Annotated in this window: 16 protein-coding genes and 2 tRNA genes; 6 read left to right on the plus strand and 12 right to left on the minus strand. The window is 42.0% G+C overall.

What is annotated here, in order from left to right; translation table 11 throughout:
- Window positions 1-68 precede the first annotated feature (68 nt).
- The 5 genes from PSF11_RS02090 to ttrS all read right to left on the minus strand — a co-directional run bounded on the left by PSF11_RS02090 (window position 69) and on the right by ttrS (window position 7,020).
- On the minus strand, window positions 69-1,601 hold the full coding sequence (locus tag PSF11_RS02090) for a peptide MFS transporter (protein WP_004918490.1): 1,533 nt from the start codon (window positions 1,599-1,601) through the stop codon (window positions 69-71).
- A gap of 443 nt (window positions 1,602-2,044) precedes the next feature.
- Entirely contained in the window at window positions 2,045-3,265 is a 1,221-nt protein-coding gene (gene mdtG, locus PSF11_RS02095) for a multidrug efflux MFS transporter MdtG (protein WP_004918491.1), read from the minus strand.
- A 71-nt stretch (window positions 3,266-3,336) separates the two neighbouring features.
- A complete protein-coding gene (locus PSF11_RS02100; protein ID WP_004918492.1) occupies window positions 3,337-4,281 on the minus strand; it encodes a Kdo(2)-lipid IV(A) acyltransferase in 945 nt (314 codons plus the stop codon).
- A gap of 268 nt (window positions 4,282-4,549) precedes the next feature.
- Complete coding sequence (gene ttrR, locus PSF11_RS02105) at window positions 4,550-5,146, minus strand: tetrathionate respiration response regulator TtrR (RefSeq protein ID WP_004918493.1); 597 nt, start codon at window positions 5,144-5,146, stop codon at window positions 4,550-4,552.
- 128 nt (window positions 5,147-5,274) lie between these two features.
- The gene (ttrS, locus tag PSF11_RS02110; protein WP_081368615.1) at window positions 5,275-7,020 is read right to left on the minus strand and encodes a tetrathionate respiration histidine kinase TtrS; all 1,746 of its coding nucleotides are present in this window, start codon (window positions 7,018-7,020) and stop codon (window positions 5,275-5,277) included.
- A 264-nt stretch (window positions 7,021-7,284) separates the two neighbouring features.
- On the opposite strand from ttrS, the gene ttrB reads away from it, so the two are divergent.
- The 3 genes from ttrB to ttrA are packed head-to-tail and all read left to right on the plus strand — an operon-like array spanning window position 7,285 to window position 12,129.
- A complete protein-coding gene (gene ttrB / locus PSF11_RS02115; RefSeq protein WP_004918495.1) occupies window positions 7,285-8,022 on the plus strand; it encodes a tetrathionate reductase subunit TtrB in 738 nt (245 codons plus the stop codon).
- On the plus strand, window positions 8,022-9,050 hold the full coding sequence (gene ttrC / locus PSF11_RS02120; protein WP_272682732.1) for a tetrathionate reductase subunit TtrC: 1,029 nt from the start codon (window positions 8,022-8,024) through the stop codon (window positions 9,048-9,050). The genes ttrB and ttrC overlap by 1 nt, the downstream gene beginning before the upstream one ends.
- Window positions 9,043-12,129: a tetrathionate reductase subunit TtrA gene (gene ttrA / locus PSF11_RS02125; protein ID WP_072502158.1), complete on the plus strand. Its 3,087-nt coding sequence runs from the start codon at window positions 9,043-9,045 to the stop codon at window positions 12,127-12,129. Before ttrC ends, ttrA begins: the two co-directional genes overlap by 8 nt.
- 138 nt (window positions 12,130-12,267) lie before the next feature.
- Here the strand turns inward: ttrA and PSF11_RS02130 are convergent, their stop codons facing one another.
- The gene (locus tag PSF11_RS02130) at window positions 12,268-13,293 is read right to left on the minus strand and encodes a nickel/cobalt transporter (RefSeq protein WP_105874261.1); all 1,026 of its coding nucleotides are present in this window, start codon (window positions 13,291-13,293) and stop codon (window positions 12,268-12,270) included.
- On the minus strand, window positions 13,284-13,916 hold the full coding sequence (locus tag PSF11_RS02135) for a DUF1007 family protein (protein WP_060561359.1): 633 nt from the start codon (window positions 13,914-13,916) through the stop codon (window positions 13,284-13,286). The genes PSF11_RS02130 and PSF11_RS02135 overlap by 10 nt, the downstream gene beginning before the upstream one ends.
- A 259-nt stretch (window positions 13,917-14,175) precedes the next feature.
- Between PSF11_RS02135 and trhO the strand changes: the two genes are divergently transcribed.
- Window positions 14,176-15,222, plus strand: coding sequence for an oxygen-dependent tRNA uridine(34) hydroxylase TrhO (trhO, locus tag PSF11_RS02140; protein ID WP_014658015.1), 1,047 nt, complete (start codon window positions 14,176-14,178; stop codon window positions 15,220-15,222).
- Window positions 15,223-15,255: 33 nt separating this feature from the next.
- On the opposite strand, the gene PSF11_RS02145 is transcribed toward trhO, so the two are convergent.
- From PSF11_RS02145 to PSF11_RS02160, 4 genes are all read right to left on the minus strand, one after another.
- A complete protein-coding gene (locus PSF11_RS02145) occupies window positions 15,256-15,849 on the minus strand; it encodes a LuxR C-terminal-related transcriptional regulator (RefSeq protein ID WP_014658016.1) in 594 nt (197 codons plus the stop codon).
- Between the two features lie 241 nt (window positions 15,850-16,090).
- Window positions 16,091-16,345 carry a biofilm formation regulator BssS gene (bssS, locus tag PSF11_RS02150; protein WP_004918503.1) on the minus strand — a complete coding sequence of 85 codons (255 nt, stop codon included), beginning with the start codon at window positions 16,343-16,345 and terminating at the stop codon, window positions 16,091-16,093.
- A gap of 210 nt (window positions 16,346-16,555) precedes the next feature.
- Window positions 16,556-17,605: a dihydroorotase gene (pyrC, locus tag PSF11_RS02155; protein ID WP_004918504.1), complete on the minus strand. Its 1,050-nt coding sequence runs from the start codon at window positions 17,603-17,605 to the stop codon at window positions 16,556-16,558.
- A 195-nt stretch (window positions 17,606-17,800) separates the two neighbouring features.
- A tRNA-Asn gene (locus PSF11_RS02160) sits at window positions 17,801-17,876 on the minus strand.
- Between the two features lie 297 nt (window positions 17,877-18,173).
- Between PSF11_RS02160 and PSF11_RS02165 the strand changes: the two genes are divergently transcribed.
- Together PSF11_RS02165 and PSF11_RS02170 are read left to right on the plus strand one after the other, a co-directional pair.
- The gene (locus PSF11_RS02165; RefSeq protein ID WP_225829584.1) at window positions 18,174-19,142 is read left to right on the plus strand and encodes a hypothetical protein; all 969 of its coding nucleotides are present in this window, start codon (window positions 18,174-18,176) and stop codon (window positions 19,140-19,142) included.
- A complete protein-coding gene (locus tag PSF11_RS02170; protein ID WP_004918506.1) occupies window positions 19,142-19,426 on the plus strand; it encodes a hypothetical protein in 285 nt (94 codons plus the stop codon). Before PSF11_RS02165 ends, PSF11_RS02170 begins: the two co-directional genes overlap by 1 nt.
- A 125-nt stretch (window positions 19,427-19,551) precedes the next feature.
- Here the strand turns inward: PSF11_RS02170 and PSF11_RS02175 are convergent.
- Window positions 19,552-19,627: transfer RNA gene (locus PSF11_RS02175), tRNA-Asn, on the minus strand.
- Between the last annotated feature and the right edge of the window lie 116 nt (window positions 19,628-19,743).

Below are 19,743 nucleotides of genomic sequence, written 5' to 3' on the forward strand. Positions count from 1 at the left end.
TGAAATAAAAACGCCCGATAGGCAATTCTGCATATCGGGCGTGGGGATGATTGATAACTAACGGAAAATTATTTTGCGTTTACTTCGTTATCATCTGCATTTTTTAACATTTTTCTGACTGGAATGATTAATGCAGCTAGCACGATTGCACAGATAACTAATGCGATTGAAACATGTGAGAACAACTCAGGCATTGAATTTAGTTGCTCTTTATTGATATTCCCGCCCATGATACCAGCAGCAAGGTTACCTAATGCGCTTGCACAGAACCAGAGCCCCATCACTTGGCCACGCATCTTTTGTGGTGCCAGCAGAGTCATGGTTGCTAAGCCAATAGGGCTTAGGCATAGCTCACCGAGAGTGAGTAAAAGAATACTCGAAACTAACCAGAACGGCGAAACCCCTGTTTGTGTGGCAAGAACTTGGTTGGCTGCCATCATCATGACCGCAAAGCCTGCCGCAGCAAATAAGATACCGATGACAAATTTAGTCATGCTGCTTGGGTTGATATTGCGTTTGGCAAGAGAAGGCCAGAACCAGCTAAAGACAGGTGCCAACAGGATAATAAACAATGCGTTGATAGACTGGAACCAAATGGTTGGGATCTCAAATGAGCCCATTTGGCGATCGGTATAGTCACGCGCAAAGATATTAAATGAGGTTGGTTTTTGTTCAAACGCTGACCAGAAGAAAGCTGCTGCAATGAGCAGTATCAAACAAGCGAGGAGACGTGAACGCTCACTGCTATTAAGGCCGGCAAAGAAGAACATGAAAAAGAAGTAGATACCCACACACGTGGAGATGATGTAGGCTGAGCTTTTTGCGATTGTCGCCGCATTAAAGGGGATAACGCCATTGTCGATAAGGATCACTAATACCGCGAGGATTGCCATAGCGAGTGTTACCCATTTACCGACATTTTTACGCTCGACAGTTGGGCGGTTCCACGTTGAATCTAACCCGACTTCTTTGTCGTAGCGGCGCATTTGTGGGATGGCATAGAAACGGAAAATCAAGAGTGCAATCAGCATACCGATACCGCCAAGACCAAAGCCAAGATGCCAGCCGTATTTTTCATGCAAAGGGCCGATGATCAGTGGAGCGATAAACGACCCCATGTTAATCCCCATATAGAACAAGGAGAAACCACCGTCACGACGAGTATCTTCTTTTTTATAGAGTGTTCCCACCATAACCGTGATACAGGTTTTAAACAAACCAGTTCCTAACACGATTAATAGGAGACCAACAAAGAAGAAGGTATTGCTTAAAAACGCTGACATTGCGATCGATAAGTGGCCGAATGCAATGATTAACGAGCCGTACCAAACCGCTCTGCGCTGCCCTAGCCAGTTATCTGCTAGCCAGCCACCAGGAAGTGATGTGATATAAACCCCACCAGCAAAGATCCCGACGATAGCGGAAGCTTGCTCAATAGGTAACTCCATTCCCCCTTGTAGCAGTGCGGCACTCATAAACAAGATGAGCAGTGGGCGCACGCCATAGAAAGAGAACCTTTCCCACATTTCGGTGAGGAAGAGTGAACTCAGTGGGTATGGATGCCCAAAAAAGGTTTTTGTTTTAGTCGCAGAATGACTCATCTGTGAACTCCGATAAATTATATTTTGATTAGTTGTGCTTGAAAAAACACCTGACAAAGTGGTAGGTGCCAAAATTTAGAGATATGTTAACTTCATTTTGTAAACATATTTTTAACATACATTATTATAAAAACACTGAAAAACAGAATATATTTATTGTGAAAAGTGTTTTTTTAAGGTGAAAAGTCGATATCACTCGCATTTTTCACGATAAGGTAGGCGACAATACAGGAATTTTGTTGACAAGAAAAGAGGTGATTATAAAAGAAACATAGTCTTATAAAACATAAATTTATGTTATGTTTTCTGTGTTTTTTGCATAAAATGCTGTTATACCTACAATAAATGAGGGAAATGAATAAATAACTCTACCGATTATTCACAGTGAACGTGATGGGATGTTTTGTTCAACAGCGAGAGAAGGCTTAACCCTCTCTTTTTTATCAGGCCGATGGTGATTTACAATCCTGAGATTGACGTTTAATGATGTACCATGAATAAAGTAAGTTAAATAGAACTAAGGCAGCGGTAAAGAAAAAGACGGCTCTAAAGCCATAGCTTGCGGCCACAAACGAGCCCATTAGCGGGCCAGTCACGTTCCCAACATCCCGCAAGGCTTGGTTGTAGCTGAAAATGCGCCCTGTCACTTGATGTGAGATGTTATAGATAATTAATGTTTGTACTGCGGGCAATAAAGCGGCGTTTAATGCACCGAGCAAGAAACGCAGCGCCCCCAACTCCCAGTAATTACTCACCAATCCCATAGGGAATAAAACGAAAATAGAGGCCGCTAATACTGCAAGTAGCACTTTTTCTGGCCCGATACGATCACTTAGTTTCCCCAATCTAGGCGCACTGAGTAGCGCTGCAACCCCTGGAATTGAGGCAATTACCCCGCTAATAAAGGCTAAATTCTCAGTCGTGCCTGCAAGATCACGAACATAGAGTGTAATGACAGGGTTGATGGAACCAATCGCAGCTTGAATAATCATGGTGGTAAAAAATAAGCTAATCACCAAATTCTTATTTTTGAGGGAGGCAAATACTTGTTTGTTATTCAGCGCGTCTTTACGTGAAACAGGGGTAAAACGTTCACGAACATAGAATAAGGTCACAATAAAACAAATAAAGAGGACCGTTGCAGTAATAAAGAAAACGGGGCGTAAGCCATATTGGTCAGCAAGTAACCCGCCAATCAATGGACCGATCAGGGCACCACTAACGGCACCCGTCGCTAATACGCCCATTGCCCAACCACTTTTTTTCACGGGAACTTGTGTGGCGATGAGGGCATTTGCATTGGGCACAAATCCACCGAGTAGTCCTAATAAGGCCCTTAGTATCAATAATTGCCAAATGTTTTGAGCGAAACCAATGAGCACCATCACTATTGCCATACCGAGTGCTGAGCGTAGTAGCATCAACTTTCTGCCTTTGCGGTCAGATAAACGCCCCCAAAATGGAGCGGCAATAGCGGAAAACAAAAACGTAATACTGAAAACGGCCCCTGTCCATAGGTTTAATGAGCTGTGATCGGTAACCCCTAACTCCTCAATATAAAGCGGAAGAAAAGGCATGATCAGGCTAAATGCCGCACCGGTTAAAAAACAACCGAACCAAACGACATAAAGATTACGTTTCCAATAACTGTTTCTGTTTAACATAGACTCCTTGCTCAACTGTTTATGCTTAAAACACAACGGCTGCCAGATAACTGACAGCCGTTGTGTTTTATCTAATGATGGATTTTGTCTAAATCACCGTACAAAGAAGTTTCTCCTTTGGGGCGCGTTTTAAAACGTCGGTGTAGCCACATATATTGTTCGGGGGCTAATAATATCGCTTGCTCAATAAGTTGATTCATTTTGGTTGCAACCGCGACTTCATCATCGATAGGGAAATCATCGACAGCAGGTTGAATAACCAACTCATAACCTTTTCCTGCGGGTAAGCGACGTGGAATAAAAGGAACAATAAGCGGATTCGCTAAGCGCAATAAGATCGCTGAGCCATTGGTGGTTGCTGCATTTTTTACTGCAAATAGTGGGGCAAACGAGCTATTTCGAGGACCATAATCATGGTCGGGGGCATACCACAATATTTCCCCTTGTTTGAGACTGCGTACCATCCCTTTGACGTCTTTGCGGTCCAACATATATTTGTTAGAGCGTAGGCGTCCTCGGGTCTGAAGCCAGTCCATTAATTTATTATCATTTGGGCGGTAAACGCCAATGCCGGGGTTAAGCATACCGAAAGCTCTTGCACCAAGCTCTAATGTCAGAAAATGGATCCCTAATACAATAATGCCACGGCCTGTCGATTGAGCCGCAATCATATGTTCACGCCCTTCGATTTTGAACCAGCGGCGTATGCGCCATTCAGGCCAAAACCATGCCATGCCTGTTTCAAAAACCCCCATACCCACGGACTCAAAATTTTTATCAATGTAGTGTTGGCGTTTTTCTAAGCTCATTTCAGGAAAACAGAGCGCTAGGTTGCGATCGGCAATTTGGGCGCGTTTTTTTAGCAAATGTTTGGACAATAAGCCTAAACGGGTTCCCATCCAATAAATCATGGGATAGGGCAAAAGAACCAGTACGTAAAGCAGACCGATACCAAACCAAGTGAGCCAGTAACGTGGGTGTAATAAACTTTTATCAAACTTTGGAGCTTGTATCATTGGTTTCCAAAAAATTAGGTTAGTGACTGAAGGCTGTTGTGAGTTGTTTAAATTTTTATGACAACAGCGATTAACAGATTGATTTTAGCGACTAGAAGGCCATGAGCTGAGCAAGCAAGCTAGTGCTAAAAGCAATCAAATTATCAATAGTATCTATTATATACTCTAAATAATTTGAGGGGCAGGTCAGTAGAGACCTAAGGCCGTAATTTGAGTAAATTCACTTAATTAACAGCGTTGCCACCTAAAGTATGGTGAGTATAACAAATTATTCATTTAATAAATTGGCCGTCTGTAGGGTACTCATCAGTTCGGCCAAATTCCGTACTGCCATTTTTTCCATCATGCGAGAACGATGCACTTCGACGGTTCGAACAGAAACACAGGCCACATCGGCGATTTCCCGGTTAATTAAGCCTTGCAAAACGTATTTGCAAATCTCTTTTTCTCTTGGTGTCAGTGTTTGGTAACGCTGCTGAATAAGATAACTTGCCGTGGCTTGTTGGGTTTTTTCTTGTGCTTGCTCAAGTGTTTTTGCTAATAGCTGGCTATCAATTGGTTTTTGTAGAAAATCGACAGCGCCTAGTTTGACTTGTTCGACGGCCATAGGAATATCGCCATGACCAGAGAGAAAGATCACCGCTAATGTGCTTTGTTGGGCTTTGAGCAGTTGGTGAACTTGGCGACCATCCAGTTTTGGCATACGCATGTCGAGGAGTACCACGCCCTCTTGGTGAAGGTCGGCTTGCTGAACAAATTGTTCACTGTCATTCCAAACAACGACGGTATAACCGAGCGTTTCAAGGAGAAATTGGCAAGCATCGGTAACTGCCGGATCGTCGTCCACCAGATGGATAACAGGCATGAATAGAACCTCACTTCATCAAATTGGGATATCAATGTTTAAATTCATGATGAATGTATTTTTACATATTAACATAGTTAATGTTATCAATAGTATGCGAAAGTCCTATTTATCGTTACTGAATAAGGCTATGTTTCGCTCGATTTTCCATGATGGTACGGGAAAATGAGGGTTACTCTTAGCCCATTTAAGCCAGCCTCACTCACATTATTTTCAATGCGAATGTCGCCCCCTTGGCTTTGGATCAATCGCTGGCAGATCACTAAACCTAGTCCTAATCCCTCTTTTTTAGTGGTTGCAAAAGGCGTGATCCCTTGAGTCAGTTGTTCAGGCTGCATGCCGCCTGCATCATCTTGTAGTACGAGTAAAAACCGTTCTGGGGCAAAGTGAAAGCTAAAACATAATGTTGTCGCGCCGGCTTGCAAGCTATTACTAATGAGGTTTGATAGCAGTTGATCCAGCAGTGTTTCAGGTAGCTTCAATGAAACGTCACGGCAGTCCGGTAACATGAGTTTGACCTGTGGATAATGTTGCGATACCCGTAGTAATTGCCAAATATGTTGTATCGTCGGTATAACATGCTGCTCACTCAGTTGCAGTGCGACCTCTTGGTGAGGTTTCCCAGCCCATAGGCGAAGATTACGAATAATATCGGCCCCGCGTTGCGCTTGATTATCAATTTTTGTTAAGGCATTAATCAGGGGATGATCATCTGACTCTTTTTTGAGACGTAAAATACAACCTTGTGCGTAGTGGCGGATCGCGGAAAGTGGCTGGTTAAGCTCATGGGCAAACCCTGAGGCCATTTCACCTAATATATTTAATCGCTGAGCTTTTTCTAAATTCGCTTCCTGTTGGCGTAAGCGATTGTGAGCCTCTTCTAATTGGCGGCTACGGCGGCGAACTAAGAAGGCTATCCAAACATGATTGACCCCAAGTAAGATAAAAAAGAGTAAGACGAGGCCTAGCGACAGTTGATGCTGGATCAACCAACTCATAATGTCTTGCCAAATTTGTCGTTGCTGTGGATGTTGGTTTACATCACGTAACAAGGTTTCGACTTGGTTCACTGATGCTGGGGCTCCCCAACGCATGCCAGATTTATCGGATGAAAGTAATGTTTTGGTCACCTTATCAACTAAATTATCGGGGATATCATTCAAGGCAGCAAATGACCAGTTAGGGTAAAGCTCAGTGCTGGTCTTACAAGGTAGAGTGCTCGCATGCTCAATTAAAGGCCGAAACTGGTTTTTATCAATTAATCCTTCACTGTCCATATTTTCCAATAAGCAAACAGGGATGATAGCAGCCGAAAGTGAGCTATCGCGTAAGGCATATAAGAGCGCATCGGCGGGGAAACCGAGAAACTGCATACGAAAATCTTTTTCTGCGTCATACCCCATATCTCTGAGTACCTTATAACCTAAAAGGTAGCCGCCGAAAGCGTCTGGAGAAATTGCCCCCACTTTTTTACCAATTAGGTTTTTTACCTCGTTAATATCACTGTCTGCCCGCACTAAAATAAGGCTTCCGATAACGTTACGAGTGGCGCTATCAGGCTCTACGGATGAACGCAATGAAAGTAACCAGCGTAAATGATAGCGACTATCGAGTTGGATAAATTGAGCAGGGTTTGTCAGCAGAAAGTCTATCTTACGCTCTGCAATTGCGTCACGCATCTCATCCAAGTTAAGTGGCTGTAACGTGAAATGTTCACCCGGTAGAGACTCATTTAATGTGTCGGCTAATATTTGCCAGTGGGATTGTGTTGAGTTTGCACCGCGTAGTGCAAGTACCCCGATTTTCCATTCAGCCGCCATAGCAGGAAAACTGCCAGCAAGAAGCAAGATGAACAGTAGGCGATACAAAGACATAGATGATTTCTTTAACATATTTGGGTTATTCGTTGCGTTAGATCAATTTAGTTACGGGTATGTGGTAAACCACAATAGGGTCGTTACGCAGCCCCTCATACAATAAAGCTAATTAAAGATAACACACCGTTTTTAAAGAGAAATAAGAATTACCGTGGTTATCAAAAATAGGTTGAGGTAACGGTAAATAAAGCCTGTAAAACCAAAAGCATACTAATATTTACCATCTATTTTTGCATTAGCAATGTCCTACTGGAGCCAATTATGGATCTGAGTAAACGAAAATTTCTACAACAATTAGGGGCAGTCACCGCGGGGGCATCGTTAATACCGATTGCCGAAGCTGGACTCAATTTCTCCCCAACTCGCCGCGAAGGTAACCCTGAAAAACGTTATGGCATGCTGATTGACTTACGCCGTTGTATCGGCTGTCAATCCTGTACCGTTAGTTGTTCTGTTGAAAATCAGACACCGCAAGGTCAGTTTCGTACGACGGTTAACCAATATCAAGTTTCTTTAAAAGGGCAGGAGGGCGTGGCAAACGTCCTATTACCACGTTTGTGTAACCACTGTGATAACCCGCCTTGTGTGCCCGTTTGCCCAGTACAAGCCACGTTTCAACGGGAAGACGGAATTGTGGTTATTGATAATGAGCGCTGTGTTGGTTGTGCTTATTGTGTACAAGCTTGCCCATATGATGCGCGTTTTATCAACCATACGACCCAAACCGCAGATAAATGTACATTTTGTGCGCATCGTCTTGAAGTCGGCTTACTACCAGCCTGCGTTGAGTCCTGTGTTGGTGGCGCGCGAATTATTGGTGATTTAAGAGATCCAAACAGTACGATCCGGAAAATGCTCGAAGAACATAAAGCCGAAATTAAAGTGCTGAAACCGGAAAGTGGCACATTACCTCAAGTGTTTTATTTAGGCTTGGATGATGCTTTTGTTGAACCGCTAGCCGGTAAAGGGCAACCCGCATTATGGCAGGAGGTATTCTGATGAGCGAACAAGTGACCTATATTTCGGAAATTATGGCACAGCCACAAGAGTTTTTCTGGTTGCCTTGGGCCGTTCAATACTTCTTTTTTATCGATATCGCGGCTTGCGCGACACTTTATGCTTGTTACTTGCACTGGCAAGGTAAGAGTGAAAATAGCCGATTAGAGATGATTGCCGTCTTTATCACGATAACGATGGGGATCACGGCTCCATTAGCGCTGACCGCCGACTTACACCAAACGGCGCGTGTTTGGCACTTCTATGCTCATCCAACTATTTGGTCATGGATGTGGTGGGGCTCAGTTTTACTGCCATTGTTTACCACTTTTAGCGGCCTCTACTTTGTTGCATTGTTGGTGAAATTAATTTGGAAAAAAGAATTTAAAGCAACACGTTGGGTGGCCTTACTGTCAGCGCTGTCTGCGGTAGGTTTATTGTTATATACCGGTCGTGAAGCCTCGGTGCTGATCGCACGACCTATTTGGTTTAGCTGGTGGATCCCTGTACTGCTGTTCTTTAGTGCAATGCAAGCGGTTCCTGCGTTAATTAGCTTGGGGGCTCGTCGTGAATCTCAATATCAGCAGCGCTTAGCACGTCTTCAGGCAATTAGCTTGCTTCTGTTAGCTGTCTGCTTTGCATTGTGGTTATCGGGTGACACTGTTTCGGGTATTGCTGTTCGTCATCAACTAGAGGTCGCAAGCCCTGGCTGGTGGATGCTCATGGGGATATGCGCACTGTGGGTTGTGGCATTGGCAATGTCAATCATGACATTAAAGGCTACACGCTCAATGGTTTATATCACAGTAGCGGCATTAGTGGCGATGGGGCTAACGTGGAGCTTGCGCTGGGTTTTCCTAATGGAAGTTCAAGCGGTGCCAAAATATAACGTGTTAGTTAATCCATATCACTTCCCGATGGGAACGGACGGACTGTTAGCTCTACTTGGTACGTTTGGTTTGTGGATCGCTCTGATTATTATTATTCGTGAAGGTGTTCGTTGGTTTGCTAGGAGAGTGCAACATGGCTAAATTCTCAAGACGTCAGTGGCTCAAAGGTGGTTTAGTTGTCGGTGGTTTAGCACTATTTGGTGCAGGTTACCGTGATGTGGCTAAGCGTGCAGTTGATGGCCTCGCCAATGGCACTTCCGGTAAAGTCACATTAGATCGTATTCATGGCAACTCATTGCGCCCAGAGGGGCAAGCTAACGGTGGTTGGAAAGAGTATCCTAGCCAAGTTATTGCGATGACCCAATGTTTTGGATGCTGGACTCAATGTGGGATCCGTGCTCGTGTCGATACGGCAAAAAACGAAGTGCTACGTATTGCGGGGAATCCATATCACCCTCTGTCTCACGAAAAACATTTCCCGTATGGTATGCCACTGAAAACGGCGTTTAATAAAATGGGCGGCGAAAGTGGGTTAGAACATCGCTCCACGGCGTGTGCTCGCGGTGCAACCTTAATGGAAGGGTTAACTAGCCCATTGCGTATCCTAGAGCCGATGAAACGTGTTGGTAAACGTGGTGAAGGTAAATGGGAACGTATCAGTTTTGAACAATTAATCAAAGAAGTGGTTGAAGGGGGCGATTTATTTGGTGAAGGGCATGTTGATGGCTTACGGGCGATCCGTGACCTTGAAACGCCTCTCGATCCATCACAACCTAAATTAGGCCCCAAAGCCAACCAACTGCTGATGACTAACGCGGGGGATGATGGTCGTGATGGTTTTATACGCCGCTTTGCCCAAAATGCTTTTGGCAGTAAAAACTTTGGTGCCCATGGCTCCTATTGTGGTCTGGCATACCGTGCTGGCTCTGGGGCACTAATGGATGATCTGGATAAAAATGCGCACGTCAAACCGGATTGGGATAATGTTCGTTTTGCGCTATTTATTGGAACATCGCCAGCACAGTCGGGTAACCCATTTAAACGCCAAGGTCGCCAACTGGCATCTGCACGTTTACGTGACAATTTTAACTATGTTGTGGTTGCCCCTGCATTGCCACTTACAACGACTCTGGCGAATGATCATGGGCATTGGGTTCCTGTGCAGCCGGGAACGGATGCGGCATTAGTCATGGGAATGATCCGTTGGATCATCGAAAATGAGCGTTACAATGCCGCATATTTGCGCGTACCAAGCGAAAAATCGATGAAAGCAGTTGGCGAAAAGAGCTGGACCAACTCTACTCATTTAGTGATCACTGATGACGAGCATCCATTAGCAGGGCAATTATTGATCGCTTCACATCTTAATGGTCAGATGGCGGAAGATGATGACAGCAAAAAAGCATATTTGGTTCAGGATGCGTCAGGTGAGCTAAAACCCGCAGATGATGTGACGCAGGCAGAGCTGTTTGTCACGCGTCAGGTGACATTGCACGATGGTAGCGAAGTCACGGTTAAATCTAGTTTCCAATGTTTGAAAGAAGCGGCTGAGCGCATGACGTTGGAAGAGTATAGTGAACGCTGCCAAGTCCCAGTTAAAACCATTGAGTCACTGGGGCGTGCATTAACCTCTTATGATCGTAAAGCTGCGGTGATCTCGCATGGCGGTATGATGGGGGGTAATGGATTCTATACCGCGTGGTCGGTCATTATGCTGAATGCGCTTATTGGTAACCTGAATTTGAAAGGTGGGGTATCAGTAGGTGGTGGTAAATTCAACGGTGAAAGCGATGGTCCTCGTTACAAGATAACGAGCTACGCTGGCAAAGTGAAACCAAAAGGTGTTGTGTTATCCCGTAGTAACGAATCCTATGAAAAATCAGATGAATTCAAGGCTCGCGTTGCTGCTGGTGAAAATCCTTATCCTGCAAAAGCACCATGGTATCCGTTTGCCAAAGGTCAGTTAACTGAACAATTAGCATCAGCATTGATGGGATATCCGTATCCACTTAAGGCATGGATCACCAACATGACTAACCCTGTTTACGGTATTGCAGGCATTCGTCAGGTGATGGAAGAAAAGCTGAAAGACCCAAAACATCTTCCACTTATCATTGGTATTGACGCCTTTATGAATGAGACAACAGCGCTGGCGGATTATATTGTGCCGGATACCCATAACTTTGAAAGTTGGGGCTTTAGTGGGGCTTGGTCGGGGGTTCAAGTGAAAGCCAGTACTGCTCGCTGGCCAATTGTTGGAGCACGTACCGCGAAAACGGCCGACGGTCAGCCTATTTCAATGGAAGCATTTTGTATCGCAGTGGCGAAAGCGCTCGACCTTCCTGGGTTTGGTGACAACGTGATTGAAGATATGGATGGAAATAAATATCCACTTAATTGTGCTGAAGATTATTACCTACGTGTCGCTGCAAATATGGCATGGTTAGGTGAAAAACCAGTGCCAGAAGCAGCAAATGAAGACATCCAAATCAGTGGTGTGGAACGGATTTTGCCTGCAATGGAAAAAACACTCAAACCGGAAGAGATCCGTCGTGTTGCCTATATCTATACTCGCGGTGGTCGTTTTGCGCCTTATGAAAAAGCGTGGGATGGTGATGCAACAGGGCCTCAGTGGAAGAAAGGGTTGCAGATTTGGAACCCAACGGTGGCGGTGAACCGTCATGCGATTACGGGGGAGCGCTATAGTGGTTGTCCAACTTACTATCCGCCTCGTTTAGCGAATGGGGAAGATGTGAATAAGGTTTTCCCACCAACAGAATGGCCGTTAAAGCTTATGTCATTTAAATCCCATGTCATGAGTAGCTCAACGACAATGATTGAACGTTTACGCCATGTGAAACCTACCAATCTTGTGGCTATTCACCCTGATGATGCCCAAAAAATGGGGGTTAAGCATGGAGATTGGGTCAAGATAACTACGCCAGGTGGTCATGTTGAAGCACAAATCAGTGTGTTAGACGGTGTTATGCCAGGGGTTTTAGCCATCGAACATGGTTATGGTCATAAAGAAATGGGGGCTAAACAGCATTACCTTGATGGTGAGCCAATGCCAATGAACGCTGCGAATGGTTCAGGCATTAACCTAAATGATTTAGGTTTTGCCGACCCGACGCGTGAAGTGGCGAATACTTGGTTAGATTGGGTATCCGGTGCCTCAGTGAGACAAGGCTTACCGGCTCGAATTGAATTAATCGGTTAAAAGTAATAACAGACCAGCGCACTTTGCGCTGGTCACCATAAGTTTAGACAGTTGACATTGCGCTTTACGATGTGGCTACCTCATCGTAACTTCGGCAGATGCCTAGGAGGGGGAGCCCTCCTTTTTTTCGTCTTTTGATCAGCGTATTCGTGGCGATAGCAAAGGTGACGCTGTTTCAGTGAGCATCAAACTTTGATACATCAAGACACCTAACAGAATAAAAATTAACCCTGTACACAAATAAAGGAGCGCGCGGCAGTAAGGCGAAAAAGAGATCCCCTGAGTTTTGGTCAGCCGCATTGCGTGATGACGCATAAAATAGACAAACAAAGCAATAAGGCTGATGGTGAATGCGGTTCCCATTGCCATGGCTAGTGCAGCGAAGATCCCCCACGTATACACCCCAATCACATAAGAAAAAAGCAATACCAATAATGCACCGGAGCAAGGTCGCAGCCCCATAGATAGCACCAAAATGGCTTGGGTGCGTAAAGAGGCTTGTAACTGCTGACTTGAGACAACATGTTGGTGACCACACTGGCAAAGAGGAGCCATTTTAGGCGGTGGCTTGATAGCGGATATTGAGGTTGAATTTAACGGCAAAAGGCGCTGGATATGTAAGACTGATGCTGTCCGTTTATTTCTGGCTTTTCGCCATTGATGAAATGCTTTGTAGCAACATAAGGCACCCAGCAAAACAACGAAACCATAACTGAGTTTTTCGCTGTATAAGCTAACCATATTCAAGTGGTGAGTAGAGAGCTGGAAAACCACTAATACAGCTGAAACTAACACAATCGCTACGGCACCTTGTAATAAAGAAGCGAGTAGACTAAGGATAACACTTTGTTTTAAACGTGTTGGGTGGGTGGCGATATAGGTGCTAATGATCAGCTTACCATGACCTGGGCCTAGTGCATGAAGGAGCCCATATAAAAAGCTGACAGCGACTAGCAAGCTACCTGCTTGTAATGGGTCGCGCTGAGTCGATTGCAGTAATTCCGAGAGTAAAAGATTGAGCTGGCGCTGCCAAGCAACACTGGTTTGTAACCAAACTGACCAATTTTGGTAGAGATAAGCGCCGGCGGCGCAGAGAGCGATGAAAACTACACCAATGATGATTAAGTTTAGGTGCTTGGGCTTATTATGTTGAATTACTGGCATGCAATCTTCACCTTTTGAGCAAATTGCAGCCCTAATGTGGTGTCATCTTCAGGTGTTTGATTGATATCGAGCGAGTAGGCATAAAAGCGTAACTCATCAGTGACATTAGGCTCGTTGAGCGTCATTTTACATTGGGAGTCTAGCGTGTTAGATAGAATAACCGCCTGTTGATTGGGATAGGTCATGCTGACAAAAAATGTCGGGTCATAAGTCATAAACTCGATATCCAATCCTTTTATCGGCACGGGTTGTTTTAATCGCGCAGTAAATGAAAAAATAAGCTGTAGCCCTTCACGTTGTAAGCGGTAGTGGCTTGGTATCGCTTGAAAAGCTATTTTTTTACCTTGTGAATAAAAGTCGGTGAAATAGTCTTGGGCAAGAATATTTGCCATTAATGTTGCCGCTTGCGTTTTCCATTGAATGTCATCTTCTTGGCTATTTTTTAACTCATAAGCAATATCCGCGGAGGTCATTGGATCCATCTTCCACGTGAATGTCAGGCCGATAACTTGCTGTTGGTTGATTTCGGGTATGACCTGCATATCGATAAAGCTATGGGGGTGAGCAAAACTCTTGAAAGAAAAGACTAAACACAAACTGAGGAATAACACATTGAATTTCATAAGCGGTACATTTCAACGAGTAAGTCAAATAGGCGAAAAATGTTATAACATAACTTAATTTCAATGTGAAATAAATTTATGGTGCAACTTACTATCGAGAGGGCATTGTAATATTCAATATAAAACCTTTTAACATTCAGGGTTTTTTATTCACAAAATAACAGCGATAATAGTCATAATGGCTAGTGTGGGCACTATGTGGACACTGGTACATTTTATTAAATTAATCTCAATGAGTTATAAGGGTTTAAAGAACACCATGCCAGTGTTACATAATCAAATTTCAAATAAAATTCTTAAAGAGCGTATGTTGGCGGAGACTGAGCCACGTACCACAATTTCGTTTTATAAATATTTCAACATCCACGACCCAGTAGAATTTCGCAACGAGTGGTATGTGAAGTTCAAAGCACTTAATGTGTTTGGTCGTGTGTATATCGCTAAAGAGGGTATCAACGCTCAAATCAGCGTGCCTTCATCAAATGTCGAAGCGTTGCGCGAACTGATTTATAGCACTAGCCCTGAACTGAATAATTTACGTCTTAACATCGCTATTGATGATGATGGTAAATCTTTCTGGGTCTTACGCATGAAAGTCCGTGATCGTGTGGTTGCGGATGGGATTACTGACGATTCATTTGATGCCTCAAAGACAGGGCAATATCTTAAAGCACATGAAGTGAATGAGATGATTGATGACCCGAATACCGTATTTGTAGATATGCGTAACCACTATGAATACGAGGTTGGTCATTTTGAAAACGCGATTGAAGTGCCTTCTGATACTTTCAGAGATCAGCTGCCAATGGCTGTAGATATGCTACAGGAACAAAAAGATAAAAATATAGTCATGTATTGTACAGGTGGGATCCGCTGCGAAAAAGCGAGTGCTTACATGCTGCATAATGGCTTTAAGAACGTATACCACGTTGAAGGCGGTATTATTGAATATGCGCGTAAAGCCAAAGAGCAAGGTTTACCGTTACGTTTTAAAGGGAAAAACTTTGTGTTTGATAACCGCATGGGGGAGCGCATTACTGATGAAGTATTGGCTCACTGCCATCAATGTGGTGAACCTTGTGACACGCATACGAACTGCCGTAATGATGGCTGTCATTTATTATTTATTCAGTGCCCTTCATGCGCAGAAAAATATGAAGGCTGCTGTAGTGTTGCCTGTACTGAGGAGATGAAACTGCCAGAAGAAGTGCAACGCGCACGTCGAGCAGGGCGTGAAGTCAGCAATAAAATATTTAATAAATCACGTCATCGCTTAAGTGATGGCCTATTAAATAACGATAATTAGTCACTCATAAAAAAGCCCGATTAAGGGCTTTTTTTAATAGAGATATTTAAAAATATTATAAATAAAAAATAGCTCAATACGATTTTTAACATAGACTTTGGTGACAATATGTCTTTTTTGTGAATAAACGGTGCTATTACTGATCCCCAGTTTTTTTGAAATAATATGATTCGGTGTTTCATTCATCCAACTATTAATAATGCATTGTTCTTTTAGTGTAAATATTGATGAGTTTGAATTATTAGTTAGCCTTATTGTTTTTTCTATTTGTTCCGCATCATTGATCACTTTATCTAACGTAGGGATAATGATTTTCTTAGACATAATAAAATAATTATCTTTAAGTAATAGTGGCTTATCAGATATTGGATAAGGGGCATTAATGTAGATATAGAATCTAATCTCATTTGATGTGCTTAATAGCTTTTTTAAAGTTAAACAGTAATTGGAATGGTGACAATAATAAGTTAAATTCACGAGTATGATATTGGGTTTACTATTGTTAATACAATGAATAGCTTCATCAATACATCCTACACTAATAAACTCAAGTTTTTTATTTGAAGATAAGTATTCAGTAATACCAATTCGAGTATAATAACATTCATCAATAATGAGTATTCTCATAAGGAACATCCTTGTTCGAAAGAGGATTACAATAAATTGGAATGGATATTAAAGTCAATAAACTAGTGATAAAAAATAATTAATTTAGTTTGTTTTTGCAATTAATATAAAAATAACTATTATTATTTTTATATTATGAATATTAATTATTAGAAGTATAAAAATTTAATATACTAAAAAGATATGAATTATTGATGGTGTTAATGGATATTTGGTTATTACCAAATATCCATTATTTTCACTAGTGCGTTTTAAAGTCAGGCTCTACATAATCACCGGACTCTATTTTATCAATACCGGCTTGTAGAATATCAATAAGTTGTCTGGCTACATCGGTTGTTAACCACATTGTTTTATCAACAATGGCGTTCTCACTGTTTTCACTTTTTTCTGGGAGATAATGCAAACGCAACATCATTGCATCATAGGCATCAACAGTACTGATGTCCCAGCCAACAACAGGGTGAGTCTGAATCACTTCATTTTTTCTATTCATAAACACCTCCTAATCATACTGCGTGATAAATATATATCGATAACTGACTAAGAGCGAAAAACTCATAACGAGTATCAATCAGTATAAGGGGATTTTGCCAATTGAAAAGAAAAATACGCTTTTTTTTGCATCCAAATGACAGATTATGCAAAAAAGTGACAAAAAAGGGAAAAGGACTAACGGGAAGTGATGAGCTTCCCGTCGATATGACTAGTCAACAACGCGTACAGACCAGCGAGCATCCTCACCTGCAAGGAAAGGGATCAGTGCATCATGGCCGCACTCAATGGATGAGGTGGTTATATTTTCTTCTTTAGTTAACTGAATAAAGCCATCATTAACAGGTAAATTATAGAACTTAGGGCCATTTAATGAGCAGAAGGCTTCAAAATGAGCAAGTGCGCCGAGTTCTTCAAAAACTGTTGCATAAGCTGCAAGTGCTGTTGGAGCATTAAAAACCCCAGCGCAGCCACAGGAGGACTCTTTACGATGTTGAACATGAGGTGCTGTATCCGTTCCTAAGAAGAAACGATCACTGCCTGAAGCAACGGCTGCACGCAATGCTTCTTGGTGAACATTGCGTTTTAGAATAGGCAGGCAGTACAAATGTGGGCGCACACCGCCAACTAACATGTGATTGCGATTAAACATTAAATGTTGTGGTGTTAATGTAGCTGCTAGATAGTCATCGCCCCCTAGTACATATTGGGCAGCTTCTTTAGTGGTGATGTGCTCGAAAACCACCTTTAATTTAGGGAATGTTTTTCTAAGAGGTTCCATGACTTGCTCAATAAAACGAGCTTCGCGATCAAAGATATCAATCTGACTGGATGTGACTTCCCCATGGATCAATAATGGCATTCCTGCTTGCTCCATTGCCTCAAGTACAGAGTAGATATTTTTTATATCAGAGACTCCGTGGCTTGAATTGGTTGTTGCATTGGCAGGGTACAGTTTACAAGCAGTAAATACCCCTTCATGAAAGCCGCGTATTAGTTCATCAGCATTCGTGGTGTCAGTTAAATAACACGTCATTAATGGCGTAAAGCGATCACCTTCAGGAACTGCTTGAATAATACGTTCACGATATGCTTTAGCCATCTCTATTGTCGTGACAGGGGGAACGAGATTTGGCATGACAATGGCGCGACCGAAGAATTGACTGGTATAAGGCACAACAGTTTTTAGCATATCACCATCGCGAAAATGAACATGCCAATCATCTGGGCGGCGGATCGTTAAAGTTGTTGCAGTTGTCATGAAACCGGCTCCGTAAAGGGTAAATAGAGTAATGAGCGAAATGCTCAAGCCGGAGCAGAATGATAAAACGAAAACGATAAAATAGCTATGTTAATTCACAATTATCTTGAAAAAGAATGGTTTGATTATAGGACAGAACAAATATAAATTTAAGATAAGGTTGGGTGAATTAAGATGAATTAAATAAGAAGAGATTGGCTCCTCCAGCTGGACTCGAACCAGCGACATACGGATTAACAGTCCGCCGTTCTACCGACTGAACTATGGAGGAACGCCTTAAAGCGAGAGGAATATTAGCGTTACTGATTCTAAAAGTCAAAGAAGAAACAGCAATAAAAGTTCGATTGCTTGTTATGTGATCGAATTGCTGTAACTTTCATCGAATAAGGGATCTGACAGGTGCTAAAAATAAACTGATCGCTATAATTGTGGTATTTGCGATGAATGGTCATTGCTATTTTTGTGGCTTGGTTTGCATATTTTAGTATGGATAACTGATTTAATAATAGTAGGCACGTTATCTTAACGTACGATAAAACTAAAAATGGAATAGAACAAGGAGGAGCATGTGCCAAAGGATACTACGGTCATTGAGGTACAGTTTGACCGATATGATATTCAACAAATTTGTGGTGATGACATTATAAGGATCATAGCATCAAATAAGGTTTTATATTGTTATAGCTCTCAATTTCCCCAAATACTTCCCAAATTAGACAGTATCAAAAAAAATGAAAAATTAAAGGTTTGTGTTAGTCAACTCGATAGTGGTGATTATTGGTTATATTGGTTAATCGCTGAAAATGGATGTGAATTGACGACTGATTACGAGCGAGGAGAGGGAGATTTTGTATTTCTCTTTAATTTTTTTGTGCTAATTATCATGGCGATCCTGATAATGATTATAAAAGCAGATATATTCCTATCAGGAATAGCATTTATTCTGATGGCAATTGTTTACATAGGTTTGATTTATGGGGTAAAAGGATTGTGGATAATGTTATGTTCTCCTTTTAATTCGGCGATTCTAAATTTACAAAAAGAAAAGGGACAAAGTGAAACTGGAATATTCAATAAAAAAGCCTATTTCTATATGTTTTTTCTGTTAAGAAAGATAATTAATAAATTGAGTTTCACTGAGCATTATTATATAGAAAGTAATCCTGATATAAATATTAATCGTATAAAAAAATTAGGTTTGCATGTTAGTCATTTTGAAGTTGAGGAAAAGGAAACTACTAATAAGAATGTACATATAAGTAACTATGTTGCTGATAAAAGGGTAGAAATTGATGTATCCAATAATTACCATTATATTCACAGTAAGGGCAATATTTACTATTGTGGTACTCATGAACGAAGAAAGGAAAATAGTATCTTTATGAGGAGCCAAGCGCCATTTATTGTTGCAAAAGGGGATGATGTTGAGATTATCCATGATGAGAAAAAAGCGGTGATTGGTCTCATTAATAATACGAGTCAATCAGCTTACCTATTTACTTCAATATATTTTTTTTCTTCAAAAGATATAGCGTAATGTTTTCATTAAAATTCGCCATTCTCTTTGGTTTCACTATGACATTCTCACTAATGCCTTTTTCTTTTTCCCTTGCTCCTGAGCTTATAGCTAATCTACATATTCTGTTGTTATTCTTAGGGCTCAACTTGGCACTTTTTGTGCTCTATTTTTTACTAAGAATGGTTTATGTGAAATATGCTAACAATGACCGTTATGAAATCACTCAGCAATATTTACAAAATCGAGTGTTAGAAATGAATAAAAAGCACTTGACCATTATTGATTTCTTAGATCTCTCATAACGTTTTAGGCAAACCATAGAGAAGGGAAATAAAGAGTTATTAGCTAACGAACGCGATTTATTCAAATAATGTTAGAACAAGTCTGCATAACGAAAAAGCCCGCTAAAAAGCGGGCTTTCAAAATTTGGCTCCTCCAGCTGGACTTGAACCAGCGACATACGGATTAACAGTCCGCCGTTCTACCGACTGAACTATGGAGGAATTGCTGCGTTCCTGAGAACGAGGCGCATATTACCCATCCTGTTCATGCTTGTAAAGTATAAATATGAAAAAAAATGCCAAGTGATTGCTAAGTGAGCAATGCGGTGGTTATGTCG

The sequence above is a fragment of the Providencia sp. PROV119 genome (assembly GCF_028482435.1).
GTDB classification, from domain to species: Bacteria; Pseudomonadota; Gammaproteobacteria; order Enterobacterales; family Enterobacteriaceae; genus Providencia; species Providencia stuartii.